Here is a 23,332-nt window from a genome sequence, read left to right as displayed (position 1 = left end):
ATGCAACAAAAATTACCTGGGGCAGGTGATATCCCCAGGTAATTATCTCAAAATAGCAGGATTTAGGATTGGAGCCTACTTACTAACAATGGCTTGAGGTTCTCCACGTAGCTGCCGAGATCACTTTGTATTCGGTTGAAGAGCTCAAGTAGCTCTTGGTCGTTCGCTTCCTCAGCATCTTCTTTATAGACCTCTATAGCTGACATAGCCTCTAGGAAGTTCTGTAGAACGGACATTAGGTCATAAGCTACGTTAGAAACTCCAGTTATTTGCTGTGCGTTCTGATTAACATCTTCCATGCTCATCTCTCCTACCCCCTTATAGACTAATATGATACTGCTCTTTCCCAGGTACAGATGTGAAAGCAATATCTGTACCAGCTCATAACCCCTACCAGGAGTAGGAGGTGCTTGATCTGGTTGATCAAGAGATCATTTATTTCCAAATTATTAGAAGATGAGCTTGGCTAGGCTAAGCGCACCTTGCTTCCAAGGTACCCTATGCGAGACGCCACTCTTGTTTTGGAATTTGTCTATGTTGTCGATATACCACTGGAAGTTTCTTATAAGTGCTTCCTTGTTGGAGTATTTTGGCTTGAATCCAAGCTGTTTCTCGGCCTTTTCGATGGAGACGTATGAGTCTTTGGGGGCTGTCTCGTAGACCCACTTGTAGAGCGGAGATATGCCTAGCTTTTCCAGCAGCCTAAGGATGAGAATTGCGGGAGCTGCAGGTATAGGGATGACTTTCTTCCCATGGCCAGCATAATCGAGAACCGCTTGGTAATCCTCTCTTACTGTTGAGAAGATCTTAGCGCCTATATTGAATGTGTCGTTGACCTTATTTTCGGGAAGTGTCAAGCATAGCTCTATCGCATCGCACAGATCTTCAACATCCAACAGCTGATAGCGATTACGACCGCTACCAAGCACAGGGAAGTTATGGCCTGTGTATGCCCAGTCATAGAGCAGCGCGAAGACTCCCAGGCGCTCTGGTCCTACAAATGATTTGGGTCTTATTATGGGCACTATCAAGCCTTTTGCTCTGTACTCCAGGCATATCATCTCAGCCTGTATCTTGGCCTGGCCATATGGACCTACACCCTCCAGCCTGTCCTCTTCTTTTATAGGGTGATGATCGGGGATTCCATAGACTGCAGTCGATGATATATGTACGACTCTCTTTATGCCATGGGTATAAGCACTTTCCAGCACGTTTCTTGTGCCTATGACATCTGTAGTATAGATATCTTTCGGAGAATATAAGGGTAGAGCGGCCGCAGTATGTACCACGTAGTCCACACCTACCATTACTTGGTCGAGTAGAGCTTTGTCGCGGATATCTCCCTTTATTACCTCTACCTGATTTCTCTCAGGATAATCGAATTCGGCGATGTCAAGAGATGCTACTGTAAATCCTTTGCGCAGAAGGTGACGAACAAGGTTAATCCCTAAAAATCCTGCTCCGCCGGTTATCAATACTTTCTCGCTGCTCATGACTGTCTGTCGTGCTCCTTGCTAATCTTGTACTGCGTGTCTGTTCTTAGGTTCCATGGATAACATACCATAACCGTTACACATACGATGCGTTATATAAGTGCATGCCTTGACAATACGGAGTTCACATGCTTACACTCCGTTGTATGTGTGTAAAAACAGGTAAAGGGGGAATGAAGTGGCCGATAAGAAAGTTAGAGTAGCGATCATAGGTGTAGGTAACTGTGCTTCTGCTTTCGTGCAGGGAGTGCATTACTATAAGGATGCTCCGGAGGATGAGTGGGTCCCCGGCCTTATGCATGTCAATCTTGGGGGCTATCACATAAGGGACATAGAGTTCAGCGCAGCCTTCGATGTGGCATCCACAAAGGTGGGTAAGGACCTGAGCGAGGCTATATGGGCAGCACCCAACAATACGCTAAAGTTTGCCGATGTACCTTACCTAGGTGTTCCAGTGTACCGGGGTATGACCCACGATGGTTTGGGCAAGTATCTAAGCAACATGATAGAGAAGGCACCAGGACCTACCTCCAACATAGTGCAGATACTGAGGGATACCGGTACTGATGTAGTGGTAAACTACCTGCCCGTAGGCAGTGAGATGGCTACTAAGTGGTATGTTGAGCAGGTATTGGAGGCAGGTTGTGCTTTTGTGAACTGCATACCTGTATTCATCGCACGGGAAGAATACTGGCAGCGCAGATTTTTGGAAAAGGGACTCCCCATAATTGGGGATGATATCAAGAGCCAGGTGGGTGCTACTATCACTCATAGGGTCCTTACGAGGCTGTTTGAGGAAAGGGGCGTTAAGCTAGAGCGCACCTATCAGTTGAACTTCGGTGGTAATACAGACTTCTACAACATGCTGGAGCGGGATCGCTTGGAGAGCAAGAAGATATCCAAGACTAACGCTGTAACTAGCCAGCTCGAACACAGCAAGCTGGATGAGAAGAATGTACATGTTGGTCCAAGCGATTACGTTCCCTGGCTTGAGGACCGCAAGTGGTGCCACATTCGCATGGAAGGCACCATCTTTGGTGGGGCACCCATCAGCCTGGAGCTCAAGCTGGAGGTTTGGGACAGCCCTAACAGCGCTGGCGTCGTAATAGATGCTGTGAGGTGTGCAAAGTTGGCGCTTGATAGAGGATTGGCTGGCACGATAGCTGGTCCATCCGCGTACTTCATGAAGAGCCCGCCAGTACAGTACCATGATGATGTAGCACGTCGAATGACCGAGGATTTCATAGAGGGTAAGGATGATACCTGCTTGCCCTTCAAAACTACTGTAGATACAGCTGAGAAGATATAGATCTCAGAGTTGAGGGAGTTGAAGCAGCTTCAACTCCCTCAACTCCTTTAGTTGCAAATTGACTACTATAAGTGTACTTTGTGCATAGTCAAAACTGGAGGATATTTTGAATGCGTGTAGCCGAAAGGTTGGATGCAGCCTCTTATGTGGGTTCACCTAAGGGTGTAGCTACTCTTAGCTTCCTGGACATTTGGGCGCTTCATAAAGCAGCTAACTTTGGGCAGATAGAAATAGTTCAAAACCTATTAGATTTATTTCCTTCCAAGATAGACAGCTTTGACCATGATGGGTGGACCCCGCTGCACTTGGCATCTTTCTCAGGCCATGTCCACGTAGTTGAACTTCTGATACAGAGGGGTGCAAATCTCAACCTGGAATCCCTGAACGAAAAGGGGTACATGCCTGTACATGCAGCTGCGCATGGGAGGAATGCTGCGGTAGTAGCTATGCTTATAAGAAAGGGGGCATACGTAGATGCCCAGGATGGTATGGGCCATACTGCGATGCACATAGCTGCTCAGAATGGGGATACGCGTATTATAGATATCCTGGTTCGGTATGGTGCTAGGATCGATGTAAGGGACAAACAAGGACAAACTCCTCTCGACATGGCATTGAATGCAAACAGACAGGCTGCGGCAGATCTCCTACAGATGTACCTGGATGTAGCATAGGCTAACTGCTTATTTTGAAAGGGAGACCTTGTAGGATGAAGGTTGGTGTTACTTTCCCTCAGATAGAGATTGGTAATGATCCCCAGTTGATAAAGGACTATGCGCAGGCAGCGGAAGATCTGGGGTATAATCACCTTCTTGTGTTCGACCATGTCTTGGGAGCAGATCCTACCAACAGACCTGATTGGAGGGGAAGCTATTCTATAGATGATCCGTTTCATGAACCGTTTGTGCTATTTGGGTACCTTGCTGCCGTCACGCAAAAGCTGGAGTTGGTAACTGGAGTCATAATCCTCCCTCAGAGGCAGACCGCCCTTGTTGCCAAGCAAGCTGCTGAAGTCGATGTTCTCAGCGGCGGACGTCTGAGGCTAGGTGTTGGTGTTGGCTGGAATTACGTAGAATATGAAGCTCTTGGAATGAATTTTCATAACAGGGGTAGGCGTATAGAAGAGCAGGTTGAGGTACTGCGCCTGCTCTGGACCCAGAAGGTTGTGACATTCCATGGTAAATATCACCATATAACAGAAGCTGGTATAAATCCGCTTCCTATACAGAGACCTATTCCACTATGGATGGGCGGGTCTGCGGACGTGCTCCTGCGAAGGGCTGCCAGGATGGCCGATGGCTGGTTTCCTCAGATGCCTCCTAACCAGATTGCTGAAGAAGCCCTTTCTAAGCTTCGAAGTTACCTACAAGATGAGGGCAGGAACCCAAGTGATTTTGGTATAGAGGCTCGCATCACTATTGCTGGCCTATCTGAAGATGATTGGGTAGCACAGTTCAGGGGTTGGGAGAAGCTAGGAGCTACTCACATATCTGTAAACACCATGAGGGCAGGCTTATCCTCACCACAGGACCATATAAATGCCATACGTCATTTCAAGGAAGTTGTAGGATTCTAGTTTCGCTAGCCTATGACATGCTCTTAAGCCATGATAGCTGATGGTAAGCTTTCCTTAGAGTTTTACCTCCCTGCCGTTTATCCAAAAGCCAGATGCTTTAGAAGTTCTGGTAATGAGAGTCCAGATCGTGAGAGGTCTGGTTTGATATCAATTAGCATGATCTCTGTGAGCTCTAAGCGCTTACCAGGTAAAGATTTGCACTGATTGTGTCTTCTAACCTAGAAGTTTTGTGCAGGGCATTTCGATCCGGCGATTCGAACAAGCGAAAAGGTTCGACACAGTAAAAACGGCTAGCGATGATTACTCTGCTAGAAACTACCTCCCCATCTGAATAATCACAAAAACTTAGGAGCTTTTCTTGGGAAAAGGATAGGATAGCGACATCTGCCTATAAAATTATATCTTTCACATATTTGAGTACTCATGGTACGGTATCTGCTGAGTAAAAAGAGCATGGGCTTTTGTTGAGGCCAAAAGGAGGTGATCTAAGGCTATCTGTAAGTCGGGCCGTAGTTGTTAACCCGACTGTGAAAAATCGGACGGATCTAGAAAGGAGTTGGATTATGAAACGTTCCGAGAAAAATGGTCAAAGGCTTAATCGTCGTGAGTTCATGCGATTACTTGCTATCGGAAGCGCATCTGTTGTAGGTGCAGATCTATTGGCAGCTTGTGGTGGAGGTGGTTCTGAGACTCCGACCACAGGTGTTGGACCTAGTCCCAGCCCATCCCAACCCTCGGCATCTATGGGGGTAACTTCTACACCTGCGGTGGGTGCAAGCCCAACCCCAGTGGTAGGACCTACTGAGACCGTTATATCAGGGGAGGCGACCCCTCCAGTAAGTCCTACAGGTACCGCCGGTCGAGGCTTATCCATCGATATAAGTAGTATTCCAACTTCTCCCAAAGAGGCACCGGATGTACCTAATGCTGAAGACGCTAAGAGGTACTCTGGACAGACAATCACTTATTACGGAGACTCTGTAGGCACAGGTCATGACTTTGACGTGGCCGCTGCCAACAAGTTCAAAGAACAGACCGGTATAAATGTGAAGGTCATTCCTAGACCCAAGGCAGCGGACCAGCAGTTCCAGACTTATAGCCGTCTATTCCAGGCCAAGTCACCTAATGGTGATGTGCTTTTGCTGGATGTGATATGGCCACCGCAGTTTGCGCCGTTCCTCCTGAACTTGAGCGATAGTCTGGGAGATAGGGCGCAGATGATGTATCCGGGCACTATACAAGCAAGTACAGTTAATAATGTTTTGGTTGCCATGCCTTGGTTCACTGACTTCGGACTGCTGTACTATCGTAAAGACCTGCTGCAGAAGTATGGAATAAATAACCCACCTGCTACTTGGGATGAGCTTGAGCAGTATGCCAAGCAGGTGATGGACGCCGAAAGGCAGGCTGGCAACAGAAACTTCTATGGCTTCGTGTGGCAGGGCCAAGCTTACGAGGGTTTGACTTGTAACGCATTGGAATGGCTAGTATCTACTGGTGGAGGGACATTCATAGACCAGAATGGTAAGGTAACGATAAACAATCCTAATGCCGTTGATATGCTGAACAGAGTAAGGGGATGGGTGGGGAGTATAGCTCCTAGAGGCGTTACTACATATCAAGAGGATGACTCTGCTAACGCCTTTGTGTCAGGCTCTGCGCTTTTCTGCAGGCAGTGGCCGTATGTGTATGCACTAGCTTCCGCTGAAGATTCCAAGGTGCGTGGTAAGTTCGATGTTACTGCTCTCCCAGCACGTTCGGGCCAACCCCATGCGGCCACGATAGGTGGGCAATCCTTGGGTATATCTAAATTCTCTCAGCATCAGGAAGCAGCCATCGAATTCGTCAGGTACTTGACCAGCCCCGAAGTATTGGCTTGGCGGGCGATAGCAGGTAGCTATGCTCCTCCTATGCCAGGGGTGTCAGAGATCCCTGAGATAGTGGAGCAGAGACCTTTCCTAAAGGTGCAAGCTACCAGAGTTGCGAGACCTTCCGCGCAGCTTGGAACAAAGTATAACCAAGGGTCCAACGCTATCTATCAAGGCGTACATAACATAGAAAATGGAGCTGATGCCAAGACTGTACTGCCTACGGTGGCTCAGCAGCTACAGAGCTTGGTAGGTAGCAGCTAGAAATAAACTTGCTAACGGTTTCCAAACACGAGGGCAGCCCTTTGGCTGCCCTCACGGAGGTTACATAATGGCACAACAAATAAGGTTGGCCAGGGCAAGACAGGAGAAAAGCAGCCAGGAAAACAGCGCACTGGCGCGTCGACAAGCCAGAGTAGCTTGGCTCTTTCTCATACCTACCCTTTTAGTGGTAGCTATAGTGGCTGCCTGGCCAATGATTCAGGTTATTTGGCTGAGCTTGACCAATGCACAGCTGCTCAGCCCAACGCCTCCAAAGTTTATAGGCCTGGATAACTACGTAAGGCTCATACATGACAGCATATGGTGGCACACGGTCTGGAACACAGTGCTCTTTACAGTTATCACCGTTACTTTCGAGTTCGTTTTGGGCATGATAATAGCCCTTGTAGTCAATTCCCAGTTCAAGGCTAGAGGTTTCATGAGGGCTGCTATGCTTGTGCCCTGGGCCATACCTACCGTGGTATCGGCCATGATGTGGAAATGGATGTACAACGATATATACGGCTTTATCAATGACCTTCTGGTTAACAAGCTGCACATCCTGGATCATAACGTGGCCTTCTTGGCCGTACCTAGCTTAGCTATCCCCTCTGTAGCCGCTATAGACATCTGGAAGACTACGCCTTTCGTGGCTTTGCTGTTACTAGCTGGGCTACAGGTTATCCCCAACGATATCTACGAGGCTGCCACTGTGGATGGTGCTACTGCTTGGCAACGCTTCTTCCAGATAACTTTGCCTCTACTTAGACCTGCAATAGCGGTTACTTTGATATTCCGTACGCTTGACGCATTGAGGGTATTTGATGTTTTCTACGTGATGTTCGGTAATGACCAGAGCAGGATGCCTATGGCGGTGTATGTGCAGAATTACCTAGTGCAGTTTCAGGATGTGGGGTACAGCTCAGCTATAAGCATGTTCATATTTATAATCATTGGCATATTTGTCGTGGCGTATGTTACTACGCTTGGTGTGGAGGTTGAGCAATGAGCCGTTCGAGATCTTGGAAGGTAATAACTAAGCTGTTATTCTATTTGCTCGTGGCAGTGATCATAGTCTACACGGTGTTCCCTTTTTACTGGGCTCTGCGCTCTGCCGTTACTCCCACCGGCGAGCTTTTCTCAACGCCAGTAAGCTACTGGCCAAGCAGGCCTACGCTGGAGCACTTCAGGGCTATATTCAGCAATGACTTGTTCCTGCGCGCTATTCTCAACTCTACGATCGTTGCAGGTTCGGTCACTATCATCTCATTGGCTATAGGGTCATTAGCAGCTTATGCCCTTGGTAGGTTTAATTTCAGGGGGCGCACACCGGTAATGTACATAATTTTATCCATGACGGTGTTCCCGCAGATAGCCGTACTTAGTGCTCTGTTCCAATTAGTAAACTTCTTGCACCTATTCGATACTTTGGGAGCTTTGATACTTACCTACCTAATATTCACCTTGCCGTTTACAGTGTGGGTGCTAATTACTTTCTTTAGGAGCATGCCTCAGGAATTAGAGCAGGCAGCCTACGTGGATGGCGCTACGCCTTTCCAGACCTTTAGACTAGTGCTGTTACCTCTAGCTGCGCCCGGCATAGTAACTTCTGGATTGTTAGCCTTTATCGCAGCCTGGAATGAATTCCTATACGCTCTCTCTTTCATACAGACCCCGCAAAAGAGAACCATAACCTTCGCTCTACAGGCTTTCACTCCCGAGAATGCTGCTACAAGTAACTTCGCAGTCCCCTGGGGACAGATAATGGCAGCAACACTGGTAGTCACCCTGCCGCTGATAGTACTCACTCTTATCTTCCAGAGGAGAATCATAGCGGGGCTAACAGCTGGTTCGATCAAGGGTTAGTTTGACGCCTGGTGTGTCTCTGCCATAACATAGTTAGGTATGTCAACAGATAAACTTGTTAGAGCTGAGCTACACTGCCACACCAGTTGGTCTCGTGATTGCTTGATGCGACCTGACAGGCTGGTTCAGGTGTGCATTGAAAAGGGAATAGAAGTCCTGGCGATAACTGACCATAACGAGATAGGCGGTGCCTTTGAAGTAGCCTCTATAGCTCCTTTTATGGTTATTGTAGGAGAGGAGATCAAGACTCATGAGGGAGAGTTAATAGGCTATTTCCTAAAACGCCATATACCCAAGGGATTGTCAGCCGAAGAGACCGCAATAGAGATCAAATCGCAAGGGGGGATAGTAAGTGTTCCGCACCCCTTTGATAGCCTGCGCAATAGCAGACTCAAAACAGAGGCTTTGGAAAGGCTAATAAGAAAAAATCTGGTGGATGTCATAGAAGCTTTCAATTCCAGGACTACTAAGCCTGAGGATAATACCAGGGCAGAGATCTATGCCGCCTCCCAAGGTATTCCGATCGTAGCTGGATCGGATGCGCATACTTATCCTGAGGTGGGGACGGGTATCACTTTATTGAGTCATTTCTCGAACGCAGATGAGTTCCTTATGTCTGTAAGACTGGCTGTGCTTACTGAGGCTAGGCTAAGTCCTTGGCCTGTTCATCTAGCTAGTACGTGGGCGAAGATAGCCAGGAAGGTGAAGAGGCTGTGATTCACGGTGGAGAAGTGGCGAGAGTACAGCCCAACAGTATAGCAGACGATCTGGGACTTCAGCCCGGGGATGTGTTGCTGCAGATCAATGGCCGACCTCTGCGAGATATCATCGATTATAGGTTCTACGGTGCAGCTGACTATGTGGAACTGCTGGTCAAGCGGGGACAAGAGTATATCATCTTCGAGATTGAGAAGGATCCCGATGAGTCTTTAGGCGTTGAATTCGCAAGACCAACTTTTAATCCCATAAGGCAGTGTGCCAACGCATGTCCTTTCTGCTTTGTGGATCAAAATCGTGAAGGTATGAGGGATAGTCTCTACATAAGAGACGACGATTATAGGTATAGTTTCCTGTTTGGTAACTTCGTTACACTTACTAATTTGACCCCATCTGATTGGCGGAGATTAGAGGAGCAAAGGCTTAGCCCTCTCTATGTCTCCGTGCATGCGACAGATCCAGATCTTCGTCGCAGGTTGTTGGGCTATCCTAAAGCTCCGGATATTCTGGAGCAGCTTGCGCGGTTGCGTGAGATTGGTATTCAGGTCCATACACAGCTAGTTCTATGTCCTGGGCTCAATGATGGCCCACAGCTTGAGAGGACCATAGATGACCTCGCAGCGCTCTATCCTACGGTACTCTCTATAGCTGTTGTCCCTGTAGGGCTTACCCAGTTCAGAGGAGGAAGCGTGCGAGCTGGTGGAAGGCACAACAGGATCATAGCATCGCAGGCGAGCACTCCAGTCAGAAGTTATACGCCGGAGGAAGCGAGGCAGGTAGTAAAGCAGGTTGATAGGCGCAGAGCACAGTTTCGCAAGGAGCTCGGCACAAACCTAGTCTTTGCCTCGGATGAGTTCTACCTAATGGCAGGTAGGAGGGTTCCTGCTGCTAGGCATTATGAGGGCTTTCCGCAGCTCGAGAACGGCATAGGGATGGTAAGGTACATGCTCGAGGGCTTCAAGGAATCTAGGAAAAAGCTTCCCGAACGCCTGAAGTCAACCAGAAAAGTGACCATACTTTGTGGAACGCTTCCCGCCAAGGTGCTAAAGCAGGTGGCCGACAAGATGCAAGGCGCTTGCTCGGGACTGAGTGTGGATGTGATTCCAGTCGAAAACAGGTTTTACGGTCCCAGCACTAACGTCTCAGGACTGCTGGTGGGTGAAGATTTGGTGCCGATAATAGAATCTATCGAAGGGACAGATCTGATACTCATCCCCAGGGTAGCATTAGATAACGACGGCAGAAGACTTCTGGATGGCGTGACACTGCAGGACCTGCGGGATGTGGCCAAATATCCGCTTGAGCCTGCTGTGGATATGAAGGAGACGGTGGATCTTATATTACGGCTGGATGCGGGCGAGGAGCTGGGCAAGTCTGTACCAACGCCACGGATAGGTGGGTTTGAATTCTCCCCAGTTCCTAATTCCGATACTTTTGGTCAATATATAACTTATTCATAGTAAAAGGTTGGCCAAAATGGCCAACCTTTTACTATGAGCAAAGAGTGTCACTTTATCAACATGTTATCCACAGGAAAGCGTGTTTTTTGTGGATAACTACCTGGATTTTTCCACAAACTGGTTAGTGTAAACTTTGGAGAGGTCTACATCATGCTTGATAAGCCCTATACTCTTGAGGAAATCCAGTGTAGTTTTCCACATGTTGGGGTCTGTGTAACCGAGACCGTGCTCTTTTGTGGCCTGGCTTTGCCAAAGCTCTATTGAGGATTTGAGCACTTCCATCTGGATCTCTCTATCCTGAGCTGCTTCTGGCACATATTTAAGGCTTATCTGGAAGGCTTCTTCTGGATGATCGATAGTGTATTGAAGTCCTTTCATCGTTGCTCTTACGACTGCTGCTGCCTCCTGAGGGTCTGAGTCAAGCCTTTCCTGGTTCGTTATCAGGCCATTCGAAACTAGATTCAAATGCTCCCAGACTGGTATGGTGTTTACCTTTACTCCAAGATGTCTTAGCTGTATAGGTTCGTTGTTGGCATAACCCATCACTGCATCTACCTGTTTGCGCTCCAGGGCTTGTACTTGGGTAAAGCCTATGGATCTTATTTTGACATCTTTTTCGTTCATGTTGGCCGAGTGAAGCAGTGCAAGTAGCCCTGTGTAGGTAGCGCCGAACTGTCCGGGCACTCCGATTACCTTCCCCTTGAGCTGCTTTATATCCGTGATATGATCTTCGCTCCGGGTTATAAGGACTACGGGATACTTTTGGAAATAGGCACCAAGATATACCACGGGTACCCCCTGAGATCTAGCGACGAGTACCTCATCGCCGCTTGCGACGCCATAGGGGATCTTCCCGGTGCCAACCATCTTTATAAGGTCGCTTACTATGCCATGGTTGAATTTTACGTTCAGCCCTTCCTCTTTGTAGAAACCCTTCTCCTGTGCTACATAGTAGGGGGCGAACTGAACAGTTGGTATGTACCCCAAAGCTAGAGTGACCTGCTTTAGGTTGCTGCTCATATTTTGGGAATTCTGGTTGCTCGTCGAGGAAGTAGTAGGTGTGACATTATCCGACATACTACCAATTGTTGGTGTGCTGTTACTAGCCCCACAACCGACAGCTACAAGTTGCAACAACAGTATAAGAACCCATACTTTAGATGATTTTATAAACATCAATACCCTCCATGAACAAATTTACTCATAATGCCAAGCTAGTAGAATTTTTTCTAGTAATAGGGCCATGCAGTAAAAGGCTGCCGCCATCAGCGCTAGCGTTATGAGGGCTACGAACATGAGAGGTGTATCAAACATGCCCTTTGAGATATTTAGAAGTACTCCCAGCCCCACATCTGCCCCCACGAACTCGCCTACAACAGCTCCTGTTATGGATAATGTCAGTCCAAGGCGTACACCTCCAAGCAGTACTGGGAGAGATAATGGCAGCTCCACCATCCGAAATGTTTGCCACCAATTCGCGCCATACACCTGTGCTACCTCTATCAGGTCCCTTGGCACGTTCCTGATTCCCACGATGGTGTTGACCAGGATGGGAAAGAACACTACCAGCGCGCATACTATTACTTTTCCTAGGAGGCCATATCCAAACCACAGGGTTATCAGGGGAGCTATAGCTACCACAGGGAGGGCTTGGCTAGCTGCTATGTGAGGGCTGAGGAGCCGTTCCACAGCTCGCCAACGAGCTAGTATGTATCCGAACACAGCTGCCACGCCGAATCCTAGAGCAAAACCCAATACGCTCTCCAAAAGAGTAACCCTCGTGTGGGTCCACCAAGTGCCGTCTGCAAGGCTCTGTAGAAACCTTTGCCAGACCTCCAGTGGGGTAGGCAGTATGTAAGTAGGATACTTGCCTACAAGCACTACTGCTTCCCATAGCAGAACGGCAAGTATAAGCGAGGCTATTACCCAGCCCCATAGCGAAAGCTTGCCCTTTAGCTCTCCTGTAGAGATTTTGTATGCTGGTAGACCATAGCTCTCCTGGTGCATAATAATTTGCTCCCAAATAATCCTTAGAGGCCTTGGGGAGGTGGACCCAGGAGGGTAATGTACAAATCAAGAGCCTCGAAGGTTCACGTGAACCTTCGAGGCTCCAATCCGCTACCTATCAGGAGTATCGGCTTGGGCGATGCTCCTAGTTATAGCGGCCTTCTCCCATCCGGACTCTTACCGTCGGCCCTGGAATCTCACCAGGTCCACCCCTGTTGCAGGGGGTCGCGGGCTCTACCGCCGGTCGGGAATTGCACCCTGCCCCGAAGGCCTTATTTATTTCCACTAAGATTATATCATTATCTGGATGGTGAACGCCCAGTGGTAATCAGGAAATATATCAATCGCCATCCAAGCAGCAGCACGCCTGTTACAGCAAGAGTGACCAACATGAACGTAACGATGAAACCTTCCCTGAGAACTAGACCTCTTATCAGGAGACCTAGCAATATTCCCCCTATCCAAGTTAGCGCCGATCTCTTCATGAACTCTCCAAGAACGGCAGTAGGCCTATATGCGCCCGTGAACACTGAGACGATAAACCAGCCTGTAACCAAGGGTGTTGCCACCCTTATCAGGTTTGCCAAATAGTGAACCTGTATGTGATGGCTTCTAAAGCCAAGTACTACGAAAAGTATGATAGCTAGTACATCGCCAGCCACGAGCAAGTATGTGGTTCTTCTTCCCAGTGGTCTTTCTCTTTCGGCAACACTCATTGCAAACTCCTGGCGGATTCTAGGCTAAGATAATCTCTAACAATAGTGTACCAGTAAGCAGCTCCCCAGACCCTTATGAATTTCCATGTTGGTTGATTGGAAAAGCTTTGGTATTGAGTCTTGTGGCCGGGACACGAATATGTACGGAGGCTCTTATTCGATCTGCTTTATACTCTACTTAATGTTTGTCTTTGAACATCGAGTGGGTGTTCAAAAATAGTGTTTGGGAGGAGCTAGATGGAACTTCGTGAGCTTAGAGAGAGTGATCTGCTTGATCTCTTGGACCTATGTAGCAGGACGCTGCCTCTGGATAAGTTCTCTATAAACTTGCTAAAGCATCGTATATTTCAGGAGCCAGAACATAGACCGGAATACCAACTGTCCTTATGGGATGGAGATAAGCTAGTGAGTGTTATGCTAGGAGGTGTCCGTACGTCAGAAGAAGGTCCTGCCCCCGCCATAAGGCTATTTGCTACTGATCCTGCTTATCAGAGGAGAGGTTATGCTACTCAGTTGCTGAAAGAGCTGATAAACAGGATTCAAACTGACGGTATGAAAACCCTGAGGGTTGGGGGAAGCGCCCCCATCTACTTCTGGCCGGGAGTGGACGTAAGGTATACCCCGGCCATCTGCTTCTTGATCAATCATGGTTTTCAGATTGCGGACGTTAGGTGTTTCAACATGGAAGTAGATTTGCTCTCTCGAGACTGGGATACATCTGGCGACGAAGACAGGCTTGCTAGGGAGGGCCTTGTGTTTCGAAGGTTATCGGTGGATGATAGAGAGGAGTTTAGTAAATGGCTTCTAGATGTTTGGGGACCTACGTGGCAATGTGAAGCCCTGGCTACATACCAAAATGAACCAATATCGACACATATAGCTCTGCGTGATGGTAGGATATGTGCCTTTGCCTCTTATGGAGGCACGGCTTTTGAGAATGGGTTTGGCCCCACTGGTACTGAAGAGCAGCTAAGGGGTAAGGGAATTGGTCGGATTCTTTTCTATAGATGCATGCGTGATCTCAGGATGCTGGGTCACGAGAAGTGTGAGGTAATATGGGTGGGGCCTATACCGTTTTATGCGAAGGTAGCGGATGCCCAGATAAATAGAGTATTCTGGGTGCTAGGTAAACAGATCTAACTAAGTCTTAGGGGAGTAGTATGCCTGTAAGAGTAGCTATATTAGGATGCGGTCTTATAGCTCAAAGAGAGCATATACCTGCATACGTAAGGTCCGAGGATGCGCAGATAACAGTATTCGCTAGCAGAGACTTATCTAAGGCTGAGAGATTAAAGAATGAGTATGGGGCCAACGCGGCCACTGATGATTGGAAAGAAGCGATTCTAAGGGACGATGTAGATGTGGTAGATATTTGCTTGCCTAACTACCTACACGCCCCAGCCGCGATAGCAGCTGCTGAGGCAGGCAAGCACATCATAGTTGAGAAACCCATAGCTAGGACTATTGCTGAAGCTGATACTATGATCGAGGCTGCTAACAAGAACGGGGTCAAGCTGATGGTGGCCCACAGCTTGAGGTTTGCTCCGCCAGCCGAGGAGGCTCAAAGATTGGTCAGCGAAGGGTTTATAGGAGAGGTGAAGGCAGTAAGAGCTCTTCTCAATCATGCTGGCCCTATAGAGTACTGGGGAGCTACTGATACCTGGTTCTTCGAACTCACGAAATCAGGTGGAGGGGCCTTATTGGACCTAGGTATTCATGTTGCCGATCTGGTCCAATGGGTTGTGGGTGCTCCTGCGTCCTCAGTTTCGGCCATGTTGGTTAATAGCGGCCGTTTTGGTGAAGTTGAAGATATGGGCATGGCTACGATCCGGTTCAGCAATGACGTGCTCGGTTTCATACAGGCTTCATGGAATTACAGGCCGAAGAATGAGGCTAACCTAGTCGTCTATGGTGATAAGGGTACGTTGTATGCTTGGGCATATCCTGGAAAACCGCTTGTCGCGAATCTTATGTCTGATGATTCTCCAGATGGCAAGCTGGTAGAGTTGGAAGTTCCTCAGAGTAGCCGCAGGAAAAATCCGTTTGATTACTTCGTGCGCTGGGTATTGGATGAGGCTGAGCCGTTCTCCACAGGCGAGGAAGCTAGGGCGGCACTACAGATAATTACGGGAGCTTATGCATCAGCCAAGAGCCGTTGTGAGGTTGAGCTCCCTAGGTTTTAGCTTTGTTCGCCCTTCTTTGCCTTATTATGTAGCTACCGCCCTGAGTGGCGGTAGCCGCGATCACCACCCACAATAGGCCGGCTATATAACCGCCAATTACGTCTGTGAAGTAATGGTAGCCGAAATATATCCTGCTAGCTCCTATGAACAATGCTAGGAAGATAGCTATTATAAAGCTTACTGTACCGTACAACTTGCCGAATAACACCCAGATAATACTGGCGAGGGCTATGTAGAATACTATGGAGTTCATAGCATGTCCACTGGGAAAGCTGTAATCGCCTATCTGGTGGACGCCTGGCCAGCTGGGACGAGGACGTGTTACGTAGTCCTTAAAGACCTTGTTTACTAATATGCCTCCAACTACAGACACCACAAGGAATGTTGGAATACTTCTATAACCCTTTGCAAAAAGCAGAGCACAGGTAGCGGCTGTTAACGGGCCAATTACTATAAATGATCCAAGGTATGTTCCTAAAGCGAACATTGGTCCAGGGAAACTTGATGCATGGTTCCTGAGATATAAGTATATAGTTCGGTCTATGCTAATCGATTGTTCCAGGAATACATCGCGGGCGATTATAGCCATTAAGAGAATGAGCATCAAGGATCCCACGAATCCTAAGAGGAGTATTGAGATCCTGGCAGGGGATGTCCCGATCCTTTCCTCCAGCTCGGACAGATGCTCATCACCTACAGCTAGAGGTTGCTCCTCTCTTGTGAGGTCTCTATCAACTCTATCTTGCAAATATCCAGCTCCTTTATAAATCTAGCTTGTGCTTTGATACATTGTGGTCAATATTGCACCTAGCAAGAAGACTACTATACCAGTTACAAGGATCAACCAAGGTACAGGAATAGTGCCCCTCCATCTGGCAAGCACGCCTTCTTGGTAAGGGTTGTACTGTGCCTTGCGTCTATTACGTCTTAGCGAGCCAGCTAGGAAGAACATCCATATAGCCAGCGCTACTTTAAGTACGAGAACGGATGCATAGGCGGTTCCCAGACGCGTGTTGGAAAGTCTATCGAAAGTGAGGATACCTCCACTGGCAAGCAGCAACCACATGGCTATGGATACTATGTTTTGAAACTTCCTGGCTATATTTATCCTCAGCTTATCGTCAATAGTTACCCCTTTGAGGCTGGGGATCAGTACAAAAGCGTAGAATATGCTACCGCCTAGCCAAGCAGCGGCAGATACTATGTGTATAGTTCTGAAGATAATGACTATGGTCTCAAGCAAATCGATCCTCGAAGTGGTTTCTAGGGCTCTGTCTAATTGTAATTGATTACTCTGCTATACTCAGCCTGTAGGTAATCTTAGGAGTAATGACTTTGATTAAGGAGAGCGTGCTCGAGGAATTAAGGTCTATACTTGGTCCTTCAGGACTGCTTGTAGATCAGGGGGATTTGTTAGCCTACTCTATAGATGGCACCTGGTTGGAAGCCATGCCAGACTGTGTGGTTTTGCCCACAACCACACAACAGGTTGCCCAGGTAATGTCCATAGCTAATAGAGAGCTCATTCCCGTAGTGCCTCGCGGAGGCTCTTCCAACCTCTCCGGCGGTACTATCCCCATTAATGGGGGCATAGTTATGAGCCTCACCAGAATGAATAAGATACTCGAGATAGATCCGGACAACCTAATCGCTGTAGTGCAACCAGGAGTAATAACTTATGATCTACAGAGTGAAGTCCGTAAATATGGCCTTTATTATCCACCTGATCCTTCCAGCGTGCAACATAGCACTATAGGGGGCAATGTAGCCGAGAACGCTGGTGGATTAAGATGCCTGAAGTATGGTGTAACCAGCAAGTACGTATTGGGCATGGAGTATGTCACTCCTACAGGCGAGATAGGTAGGGCTGGCGGAAGAGTAATCAAGAACGTGACGGGGTATCAGCTTGAGCAGTTGCTCGTTGGTAGTGAAGGAACGCTAGCTATCATTACCGAAATAACGCTTAGATTGATTCCTTATCCAAAATATAGACGCACCCTGATGGCGGTATTTGGCAGACTGGAGGATGCTGGTAGGGCGGTGTCGGAGATCACTCGTGCAGGGATAATACCAGCTGCTATGGAGTTGATGGACAAGTCATGCATCCAGGTGGTAGAGGATTACCTGCACGTAGGTTTGCCGATCGAAGCAGATGCCATGCTGCTTGTAGAGTCGGATGGATACTATGAGTCTGCGGTGGAAGCTGAGATAAGACTTATAAACGGCATATTATCGGAACTAGCTACTGAAGTGACTTTGGCCGAGGATGAGTTCCAAGCTGAGGAGCTGTGGCGAGCTAGAAGATCTGTTAGCCCTGCTGTAGCTAAGATAAAACCGAACAAGCTTGGCGAGGATGTATGTGTCCCTCGTAGTGCTGTTCCAGAGATGATACGCAGGTGCCAGGAGATAGCCGAAAAATACGACTTGAAGTTGGTTATCTATGGACATGCCGGCGATGGCAATATTCATCCTAACATACTCTTTGATAAGAGGGATCTTGATGAGCTGAGTAGGGTGCAGAAGGCTGCTGCTGAGATCTTTCAGTCAGCTGTGGAGTTGGGTGGTACGCTCACAGGGGAGCATGGAATTGGACTGCTCAAGAAGGGTTTTCTTGGTTTGGCTCTTGACAATACCACTATAGGAGTAATGCGGATCATTAAGCGAGCGCTCGACCCAAACAATATACTCAATCCTGGCAAGATATTTCCCGATGAGGAATCGTACTTGCAGGTGCCTTTTGAAGTGGGTAGGACTTAATCTGGAGTTGAGAGGAGTAAGCTATGGCTAATTTGGAAGAGTTTCAGGATCAGGATTATATAAGCGTGGATCATTTGGCGCTCAAATCCTGGGTGACAGAAGTCTTCTGTAGGCTAGGCGTACCCAGGGAGGATGCTGATGTTACTGCGGATGTACTGGTTGCGGCCGATCTTAGAGGCATAGAGAGTCATGGGGTGGCTCGTCTTGGTCGCTATACGGGTAGATTGATGAAGGGGCTTATCTCTCCTATGGCGAATCCTGTAATAGTGAGGGAAACACCTTCTACTGCTCTTGTGGACGGAAACAATGGGCTGGGTCAGCCTGTAGCCAAGTGGGCCATGCAGTTGGCTATAGATAAAGCAAGAGAAGTTGGAAGCGGCATAGTTGCTGTAAGAAACAGTAATCACTATGGCATAGCTGGCTACTACGCGATGATGGCACTCGAGCATGACATGATAGGGATGAGCCTGACTAACTCAAGCCCGCTGGTGGTACCTACTGGGGGTAGAAAAGCTGTGATAGGTACTAATCCGATTGCTGTGGCCATCCCAGCGGGTAAAGAGAGGCCATGGGTGCTTGACATGGCGACAAGTGTGGTTCCTAGAGGTAAGCTTGAGGTGTACGCAAGGAAGAACAAGCCTATGCCTCTAGGTTGGGCAGTAGACGAGACTGGTCAGCCCACAACAGATGCACAGAGGGTCCTGGATGCGCTGACTGCACGTATAGGTGGAGGCATATTACCTCTCGGAGGTACGGCTCTATTTAGTGGTTATAAAGGCTATAACCTATCTGTGATGGTGGATCTGTTATGTGGAGTACTGCCTGGTTCAAATTGGGGGCCTAAGGTAGATGAGCCCGTGGATGGCCAGTTAGTACCATCCAGGGTGGGACACTTTTTCTGGGCGTTGAGGGTAGATGCCTTCAGATCCATCGACGAGTTCAAGCAAGATATGGATGATTACATCAGAATGCTCAAGGAGTCCCCGAAGGCTGAGGGGGAGGATAGGATATGGGTAGCAGGTGAGAAAGAGTGGGAGCTTCAAGAGGAATATTCTCGTGAAGGAGTTCCCCTCTATTACAAAGTCGTCGAGACCCTGCGGGGCATAGGGCAAGATGTGGGGCTCCCATTCGATGCTATGGTGTTGGGGGATGGGCATAATACATAGCGATGGGCTGGAGATGTTCCTCCAGCCCATCGCGCTTCTACACTTCTATATTGAAGCTAGCTCTGATAGTTGATGCATAGCGTCTTTAGTGTTCGGGTAAAGGCTCTTATAGACTTCGTAGTAGCGCGCATAGAGGGTGGATCTTGATTGGTCTGGGTATGTTATTTCGTCCCTGAGAGCTATAAGAGAACATGCGTCTTCGACGTCTTTGTATATACCGGAAGCAACCCCAGCCAATAGCGCCGCGCCGTAGGCTGGCCCTTCTTCAGCTACTGTGCGTTTTATAGGTAGACGATATATATCAGCCTGGATCTGCCTCCAGAGCGGACTGCGTGCACCACCACCTATGGCTCTGACCTCATTTACCTCCACGTCTAATTCTCTGATGATCTGGAGAGAATCCAGCATGCTGAACACGACGCCTTCCATGACTGCACGAGTCATGTGAGACTTATCGTGTCTGGCTGTTAACCCGAAGAACGATCCCCGTGCGTGAGGGTCCAAGTGAGGCGTACGCTCGCCGGTTAGGTATGGTAGGAAAAGTAATCCTTCAGATCCTGGTGGGGCTGTGCTGGCAAGCTCAGAGAGCTGATCATAGTTCAGACCCCCAAGGAGGTCTCTCCACCATCGGAGTGAGCCTCCAGCCGAGAGCGTCACACCCATCAGGTGATATTTACCAGGGACGGCATGACAGAAAGCGTGTATCCTACCAGAGGGGTCGGGACGAAACTCTTCGGAATGTACGAAGAGAACCCCACTGGTACCTATAGAGGAGCTCATAAGCCCTTCTTTGATGATGCCTGTACCCACGGCGGCTGCTGCATTATCGCCACCGCCTGCGGCCACCGGTATCTTGGAACCCAAGCCTAGGCTCTCGGTCAGGTCCTGGGATATATAGCCTGTTACTTCAGGACCTTCGAATACCTTTGGGAGCCATTCTAGTGGGATTTCAAGTGCTTCCAGAATCTCCGTGGACCAGTCTCTCGCTTTTACATCCAAGAGGAGAGTTCCGGCAGCATCCGATGCGTCGGTTGCGAATTCACCCGTCAGTTTGTAACGAACGTAGTCTTTCGGAAGAAGGACGTGCCTAACTTTGGAGTAGTTCTCTGGTTCGTTTTCTCTAAGCCATAGGATCTTCGGCGCCTGGAAGCCTGTTAGTGCTGGGTTGCCAGCTATAGCTATCAGCCTATCGTAACCAACGATCTCGGTCATCTCTTCGCACTGCTTGGCAGTTCTTTGATCGTTCCACAGCAGTGCAGGACGGATTACTTCGCCTCTCTCGTCCAGAAAGACGGATCCATGCATCTGGCCGGTAAGTCCTAGTCCCAGGATCTCATCCTTAACCTGTTGGACAACTTTATGTAGGGATTCCTGGGTCGCTGTCCACCAGTCCTCTGGGTTCTGCTCGGTCCATCCTGGCCTTGGGGTGTAGAGCGGATATTCCGAGGTTGATTCAGCCACTAACTTTCCTGATTGATCTACAGCTAGAACCCTGACACCGGTAGTACCTACATCGATACCTATTACTACAGGCATAGTTGCTCCCCGTAATTCTATAGTTTCCTAAGAAGGCAGAAATAGTGTATACGAACTGGGGGAAATTGCCAATTCCAGCCTAACTACTGTGTGCCTGAGAGTAGACTAGCTGCTGCTCGGTCTACGACCCACATCAGCACGCCGCTAGCTGGGTTTACCAGCTGAGCAGGGTACTTGACTGGATCGTGTTCGCCCTCCAGAACCGATTTGAGAGCTTTGGCCTTACCCTCTCCAGATACCAAAAAGACTACATTGGCTGCCGCGTTGATAAGGTTAGAAGTAAAAGTGATCCTGTAGGTGTTCAGCTTGGGTACGTAGTTATGTACCACCAATCTGTCAGTGACATGCAGGGCATCGGTTTCAGGGAACAATGAGGCTGTATGTGCATCATCTCCCAATCCGAGAAATATAAGGTCGAATCTTGGGGGATCTCCAGGCACAGTCTTCTTTACAATCTCTTCGTATTCTCTGGCAGCTTCTTCGGGTGGCAGCTCACCCTTCATTCTGAAGATCCTGTCTTCGGATATGCCGAGTGGCTGCAGGAGATATTGGTGTGCCGATCCGTAATTGCTGTCCGGGTGATCCGGAGGCACACATCTCTCGTCGCTCCAGAAGAAGAGAACTTTGCTCCAGTCGACTTTGCCTCTGTACTCATCCGAAGCTAGCAGCTTGTACATTGCCACAGGCGTTGAGCCCCCTGATAGCGCCACGAAGAATGAGCCGTGGTCATCTATTGATTCTTTAGCTTTGGATATGAACTGCTCAGCTCCAGCTCGAGCTACCTCAGAAGAATTCTCTACAATCGACAACTTTCCTGCCATCTACTAACAACCTCTGTCCAGATAATTGATCACTATAGCCAGCGCCACTCCCTACCGTCTCGGTAGAGCAGGCGGTCAGCGTCCCTCGGGCCCCAGCTCCCGCTTTCGTAGTTAGGGAACTGAGGTGGAGGCAGCTGTTTCCAGGCATCCAGTATGTCGGTTATGAATGCCCAGGAGGCTTCCACCTCGTCGTGGCGGGTGAATAGGGTTGAGTCACCTATCATGGCGTCGAGCAGCAATCTCTCATAGGCCTCGGGAGGCTCGATGCCAAAGCCTGTTCCGTACAGGAACTCCATTTTTACCGGCCGTATATTGAGCCTGGTGCCCGGGGTCTTGACAGATACAGTCAATGATATACCTTCGTCTGGCTGTATCCGTAGCGCCAGTACATTAGGCTCGATAATGCCGTCCGTCTGCTGTCCAAAGAGGAGCAATGGGGGCTGCTTGAACTGGATTGCGATCTCGGTGACTCTCTTCTTCAGCCGTTTACCAGTACGCATGTAGATGGGTACGCCTTGCCAGCGCCAGTTGTCTATAAACAGCTTGATCGCTACGTAGGTCTCGGTGATTGATTCAGGATCTACGTTTGGCTCCTGTCTGTAACCAGGCACTTCTTTCCCATCTATAACGCCGGGTCCATACTGGCCTCTGACCACTTGATCTGCCACAGCGTTACCTCGAATCGGGCGGATGGCTCTGAGAACCTTGACCTTTTCATCGCGCACTGAGTTGGCATCGAACGCCACGGGCGGCTCCATTGCTACTAGGTTGAGGAGCTGCAATAGGTGACTCTGCATCATGTCTCTTAGGGCGCCTGATTCCTCATAGTATTTCCCGCGCCCTTCGATACCTATAGATTCAGCTGCTGTTATTTGTACGTGGTCTATGTAGTTGCGATTCCATATGGGCTCAAATATGGAGTTTGCGAATCTGAATACCAGTATGTTTTGTACGGTTTCCTTGCCTAAGTAGTGGTCTATACGGAATATCTGGTCCTCAGAGAAGAACTGATGCAGCAGGTCATTGAGCTCTCTTGCTGACTGCAAATCGTGTCCGAAAGGCTTCTCTATGATGATACGGGTGTATCCTTGCTCAGCTTTGCGAGATCTTCCGCTTAGCCCTACATCGCCTAGTCTTTCGACTATAGTTTCATAATATGATGGAGAGGCTGACAGGTAGTATAGTCTGTTCCCACCGATTCCTTTTTCGCTGTCGAGCCTATCCAAAAAATCCTTTAGCTTTTGATAGCCTTCTGTGTTGTCGAACTCTGATTGTACGTAGTATAGATTTTGTGCGAAACTTTCCCAAATCTTTGGATCAGGCTTCCTACGAGAGAACTCCTGTACCCCTTTGAGCATCTCTTCCCTGAAATAATCATCGCTCCAGGGGCGACGAGCAAAACCTATTATTGCGAAGTTAGGTGGTAAAAGCTTATCAACTGCAAGGTTGTATAAGGCAGGAATCAGCTTGCGATGTGTTAGATCGCCAGTAGCGCCAAACACCACTATCGCACAGGGCTGTGGAGTACGCTCTATGTGTGTACCTGCCCTAAGTGGGTTCTCGATTACAGTCGTCATATACGCCTCACAGCTATTT

General features: G+C 48.6%; 22 protein-coding genes and 1 riboswitch. Of the genes, 12 read left to right on the top strand and 10 right to left on the bottom strand.

Going from position 1 to position 23,332, the window contains the following annotated elements; genetic code table 11:
- Nucleotides 1-62 precede the first annotated feature (62 nt).
- Entirely contained in the window at nt 63-299 is a 237-nt protein-coding gene (locus N2245_RS05415) for a hypothetical protein (RefSeq protein ID WP_494535708.1), read from the bottom strand.
- A gap of 150 nt (nt 300-449) precedes the next feature.
- Entirely contained in the window at nt 450-1,493 is a 1,044-nt protein-coding gene (locus N2245_RS05410) for an NAD-dependent epimerase/dehydratase family protein (RefSeq protein WP_494535707.1), read from the bottom strand.
- Nucleotides 1,494-1,671: 178 nt separating this feature from the next.
- Here N2245_RS05410 and N2245_RS05405 point away from each other — a divergent pair, with 178 nt between their 5' ends.
- The 8 genes from N2245_RS05405 to N2245_RS05370 all read left to right on the top strand — a co-directional run bounded on the left by N2245_RS05405 (nt 1,672) and on the right by N2245_RS05370 (nt 10,550).
- Nucleotides 1,672-2,802: an inositol-3-phosphate synthase gene (locus N2245_RS05405; RefSeq protein ID WP_494535706.1), complete on the top strand. Its 1,131-nt coding sequence runs from the start codon at nt 1,672-1,674 to the stop codon at nt 2,800-2,802.
- A gap of 110 nt (nt 2,803-2,912) precedes the next feature.
- Entirely contained in the window at nt 2,913-3,476 is a 564-nt protein-coding gene (locus N2245_RS05400; protein ID WP_494535705.1) for an ankyrin repeat domain-containing protein, read from the top strand.
- 35 nt (nt 3,477-3,511) lie between these two features.
- Complete coding sequence (locus N2245_RS05395; RefSeq protein WP_494535704.1) at nt 3,512-4,378, top strand: LLM class F420-dependent oxidoreductase; 867 nt, start codon at nt 3,512-3,514, stop codon at nt 4,376-4,378.
- A 563-nt stretch (nt 4,379-4,941) separates the two neighbouring features.
- Nucleotides 4,942-6,510 carry an ABC transporter substrate-binding protein gene (locus N2245_RS05390; protein WP_494535703.1) on the top strand — a complete coding sequence of 523 codons (1,569 nt, stop codon included), beginning with the start codon at nt 4,942-4,944 and terminating at the stop codon, nt 6,508-6,510.
- Between the two features lie 67 nt (nt 6,511-6,577).
- Complete coding sequence (locus tag N2245_RS05385) at nt 6,578-7,516, top strand: carbohydrate ABC transporter permease (RefSeq protein WP_494535702.1); 939 nt, start codon at nt 6,578-6,580, stop codon at nt 7,514-7,516.
- The gene (locus tag N2245_RS05380) at nt 7,513-8,373 is read left to right on the top strand and encodes a carbohydrate ABC transporter permease (protein ID WP_494535701.1); all 861 of its coding nucleotides are present in this window, start codon (nt 7,513-7,515) and stop codon (nt 8,371-8,373) included. The genes N2245_RS05385 and N2245_RS05380 overlap by 4 nt, the downstream gene beginning before the upstream one ends.
- A gap of 39 nt (nt 8,374-8,412) precedes the next feature.
- Complete coding sequence (locus tag N2245_RS05375) at nt 8,413-9,090, top strand: PHP-associated domain-containing protein (protein ID WP_494535700.1); 678 nt, start codon at nt 8,413-8,415, stop codon at nt 9,088-9,090.
- A gap of 14 nt (nt 9,091-9,104) precedes the next feature.
- Nucleotides 9,105-10,550, top strand: coding sequence for a DUF512 domain-containing protein (locus N2245_RS05370; protein WP_494535699.1), 1,446 nt, complete (start codon nt 9,105-9,107; stop codon nt 10,548-10,550).
- A 96-nt stretch (nt 10,551-10,646) separates the two neighbouring features.
- On the opposite strand, the gene N2245_RS05365 is transcribed toward N2245_RS05370, so the two are convergent.
- From N2245_RS05365 to N2245_RS05355, 3 genes are all read right to left on the bottom strand, one after another.
- The gene (locus tag N2245_RS05365; protein WP_494535698.1) at nt 10,647-11,726 is read right to left on the bottom strand and encodes an ABC transporter substrate-binding protein; all 1,080 of its coding nucleotides are present in this window, start codon (nt 11,724-11,726) and stop codon (nt 10,647-10,649) included.
- Between the two features lie 21 nt (nt 11,727-11,747).
- On the bottom strand, nt 11,748-12,557 hold the full coding sequence (locus tag N2245_RS05360; protein ID WP_494535697.1) for an ABC transporter permease: 810 nt from the start codon (nt 12,555-12,557) through the stop codon (nt 11,748-11,750).
- Nucleotides 12,558-12,710: 153 nt separating this feature from the next.
- A riboswitch (FMN riboswitch) is annotated at nt 12,711-12,832 on the bottom strand.
- Between the two features lie 24 nt (nt 12,833-12,856).
- Nucleotides 12,857-13,273 carry a DUF3054 domain-containing protein gene (locus N2245_RS05355; protein WP_494535696.1) on the bottom strand — a complete coding sequence of 139 codons (417 nt, stop codon included), beginning with the start codon at nt 13,271-13,273 and terminating at the stop codon, nt 12,857-12,859.
- 237 nt (nt 13,274-13,510) lie between these two features.
- Between N2245_RS05355 and N2245_RS05350 the strand changes: the two genes are divergently transcribed.
- A complete protein-coding gene (locus tag N2245_RS05350; protein WP_494535695.1) occupies nt 13,511-14,413 on the top strand; it encodes a GNAT family N-acetyltransferase in 903 nt (300 codons plus the stop codon).
- Between the two features lie 20 nt (nt 14,414-14,433).
- A complete protein-coding gene (locus tag N2245_RS05345; RefSeq protein WP_494535694.1) occupies nt 14,434-15,456 on the top strand; it encodes a Gfo/Idh/MocA family protein in 1,023 nt (340 codons plus the stop codon).
- Here N2245_RS05345 and N2245_RS05340 read toward each other — a convergent pair.
- Nucleotides 15,446-16,204, bottom strand: a complete 759-nt coding sequence (locus N2245_RS05340; RefSeq protein WP_494535693.1) for a phosphatase PAP2 family protein — start codon at nt 16,202-16,204, stop codon at nt 15,446-15,448. The two genes, N2245_RS05345 and N2245_RS05340, sit on opposite strands and share 11 nt — an antisense overlap.
- 21 nt (nt 16,205-16,225) lie before the next feature.
- Nucleotides 16,226-16,699 (bottom strand): hypothetical protein, encoded by a 474-nt coding sequence (locus N2245_RS05335; RefSeq protein WP_494535692.1) that lies wholly within the window; start codon nt 16,697-16,699, stop codon nt 16,226-16,228.
- Between the two features lie 86 nt (nt 16,700-16,785).
- Between N2245_RS05335 and N2245_RS05330 the strand changes: the two genes are divergently transcribed.
- Complete coding sequence (locus tag N2245_RS05330; RefSeq protein ID WP_494535691.1) at nt 16,786-18,213, top strand: FAD-binding oxidoreductase; 1,428 nt, start codon at nt 16,786-16,788, stop codon at nt 18,211-18,213.
- A 23-nt stretch (nt 18,214-18,236) separates the two neighbouring features.
- Nucleotides 18,237-19,379: an Ldh family oxidoreductase gene (locus N2245_RS05325; RefSeq protein ID WP_494535690.1), complete on the top strand. Its 1,143-nt coding sequence runs from the start codon at nt 18,237-18,239 to the stop codon at nt 19,377-19,379.
- A gap of 45 nt (nt 19,380-19,424) precedes the next feature.
- Here the strand turns inward: N2245_RS05325 and xylB are convergent, their stop codons facing one another.
- The 3 genes from xylB to zwf all read right to left on the bottom strand — a co-directional run bounded on the left by xylB (nt 19,425) and on the right by zwf (nt 23,313).
- The gene (xylB, locus tag N2245_RS05320) at nt 19,425-20,915 is read right to left on the bottom strand and encodes a xylulokinase (RefSeq protein ID WP_494535689.1); all 1,491 of its coding nucleotides are present in this window, start codon (nt 20,913-20,915) and stop codon (nt 19,425-19,427) included.
- Between the two features lie 83 nt (nt 20,916-20,998).
- Nucleotides 20,999-21,736 (bottom strand): 6-phosphogluconolactonase, encoded by a 738-nt coding sequence (gene pgl, locus N2245_RS05315; RefSeq protein WP_494535688.1) that lies wholly within the window; start codon nt 21,734-21,736, stop codon nt 20,999-21,001.
- A 32-nt stretch (nt 21,737-21,768) separates the two neighbouring features.
- Nucleotides 21,769-23,313 (bottom strand): glucose-6-phosphate dehydrogenase, encoded by a 1,545-nt coding sequence (gene zwf, locus N2245_RS05310; RefSeq protein ID WP_494535687.1) that lies wholly within the window; start codon nt 23,311-23,313, stop codon nt 21,769-21,771.
- Nucleotides 23,314-23,332: the final 19 nt, after the last annotated feature.

This window comes from Thermobaculum sp. T2p, assembly GCF_059335935.1.
This window is presented reverse-complemented; position numbering and strand designations above follow the sequence as displayed.

Bases quoted from the DNA above. Each gene is read 5' to 3' on its own strand.
- N2245_RS05415 (WP_494535708.1), bottom strand. From the start codon at position 299: ATGGAAGATGTTAATCAGAACGCACAGCAAATAACTGGAGTTTCTAAC.
- N2245_RS05410 (WP_494535707.1), bottom strand. From the start codon at position 1,493: ATGAGCAGCGAGAAAGTATTGATAACCGGCGGAGCAGGATTTTTAGGG.
- N2245_RS05400 (WP_494535705.1), top strand. From the start codon at position 2,913: ATGCGTGTAGCCGAAAGGTTGGATGCAGCCTCTTATGTGGGTTCACCT.
- N2245_RS05395 (WP_494535704.1), top strand. From the start codon at position 3,512: ATGAAGGTTGGTGTTACTTTCCCTCAGATAGAGATTGGTAATGATCCC.
- N2245_RS05390 (WP_494535703.1), top strand. From the start codon at position 4,942: ATGAAACGTTCCGAGAAAAATGGTCAAAGGCTTAATCGTCGTGAGTTC.
- N2245_RS05385 (WP_494535702.1), top strand. From the start codon at position 6,578: ATGGCACAACAAATAAGGTTGGCCAGGGCAAGACAGGAGAAAAGCAGC.
- N2245_RS05380 (WP_494535701.1), top strand. From the start codon at position 7,513: ATGAGCCGTTCGAGATCTTGGAAGGTAATAACTAAGCTGTTATTCTAT.
- N2245_RS05375 (WP_494535700.1), top strand. From the start codon at position 8,413: ATGTCAACAGATAAACTTGTTAGAGCTGAGCTACACTGCCACACCAGT.
- N2245_RS05365 (WP_494535698.1), bottom strand. From the start codon at position 11,726: ATGTTTATAAAATCATCTAAAGTATGGGTTCTTATACTGTTGTTGCAA.
- N2245_RS05360 (WP_494535697.1), bottom strand. From the start codon at position 12,557: ATGCACCAGGAGAGCTATGGTCTACCAGCATACAAAATCTCTACAGGA.
- N2245_RS05355 (WP_494535696.1), bottom strand. From the start codon at position 13,273: ATGAGTGTTGCCGAAAGAGAAAGACCACTGGGAAGAAGAACCACATAC.
- N2245_RS05350 (WP_494535695.1), top strand. From the start codon at position 13,511: ATGGAACTTCGTGAGCTTAGAGAGAGTGATCTGCTTGATCTCTTGGAC.
- N2245_RS05345 (WP_494535694.1), top strand. From the start codon at position 14,434: ATGCCTGTAAGAGTAGCTATATTAGGATGCGGTCTTATAGCTCAAAGA.
- N2245_RS05330 (WP_494535691.1), top strand. From the start codon at position 16,786: ATGACTTTGATTAAGGAGAGCGTGCTCGAGGAATTAAGGTCTATACTT.
- N2245_RS05325 (WP_494535690.1), top strand. From the start codon at position 18,237: ATGGCTAATTTGGAAGAGTTTCAGGATCAGGATTATATAAGCGTGGAT.
- xylB (WP_494535689.1), bottom strand. From the start codon at position 20,915: ATGCCTGTAGTAATAGGTATCGATGTAGGTACTACCGGTGTCAGGGTT.
- pgl (WP_494535688.1), bottom strand. From the start codon at position 21,736: ATGGCAGGAAAGTTGTCGATTGTAGAGAATTCTTCTGAGGTAGCTCGA.
- zwf (WP_494535687.1), bottom strand. From the start codon at position 23,313: ATGACGACTGTAATCGAGAACCCACTTAGGGCAGGTACACACATAGAG.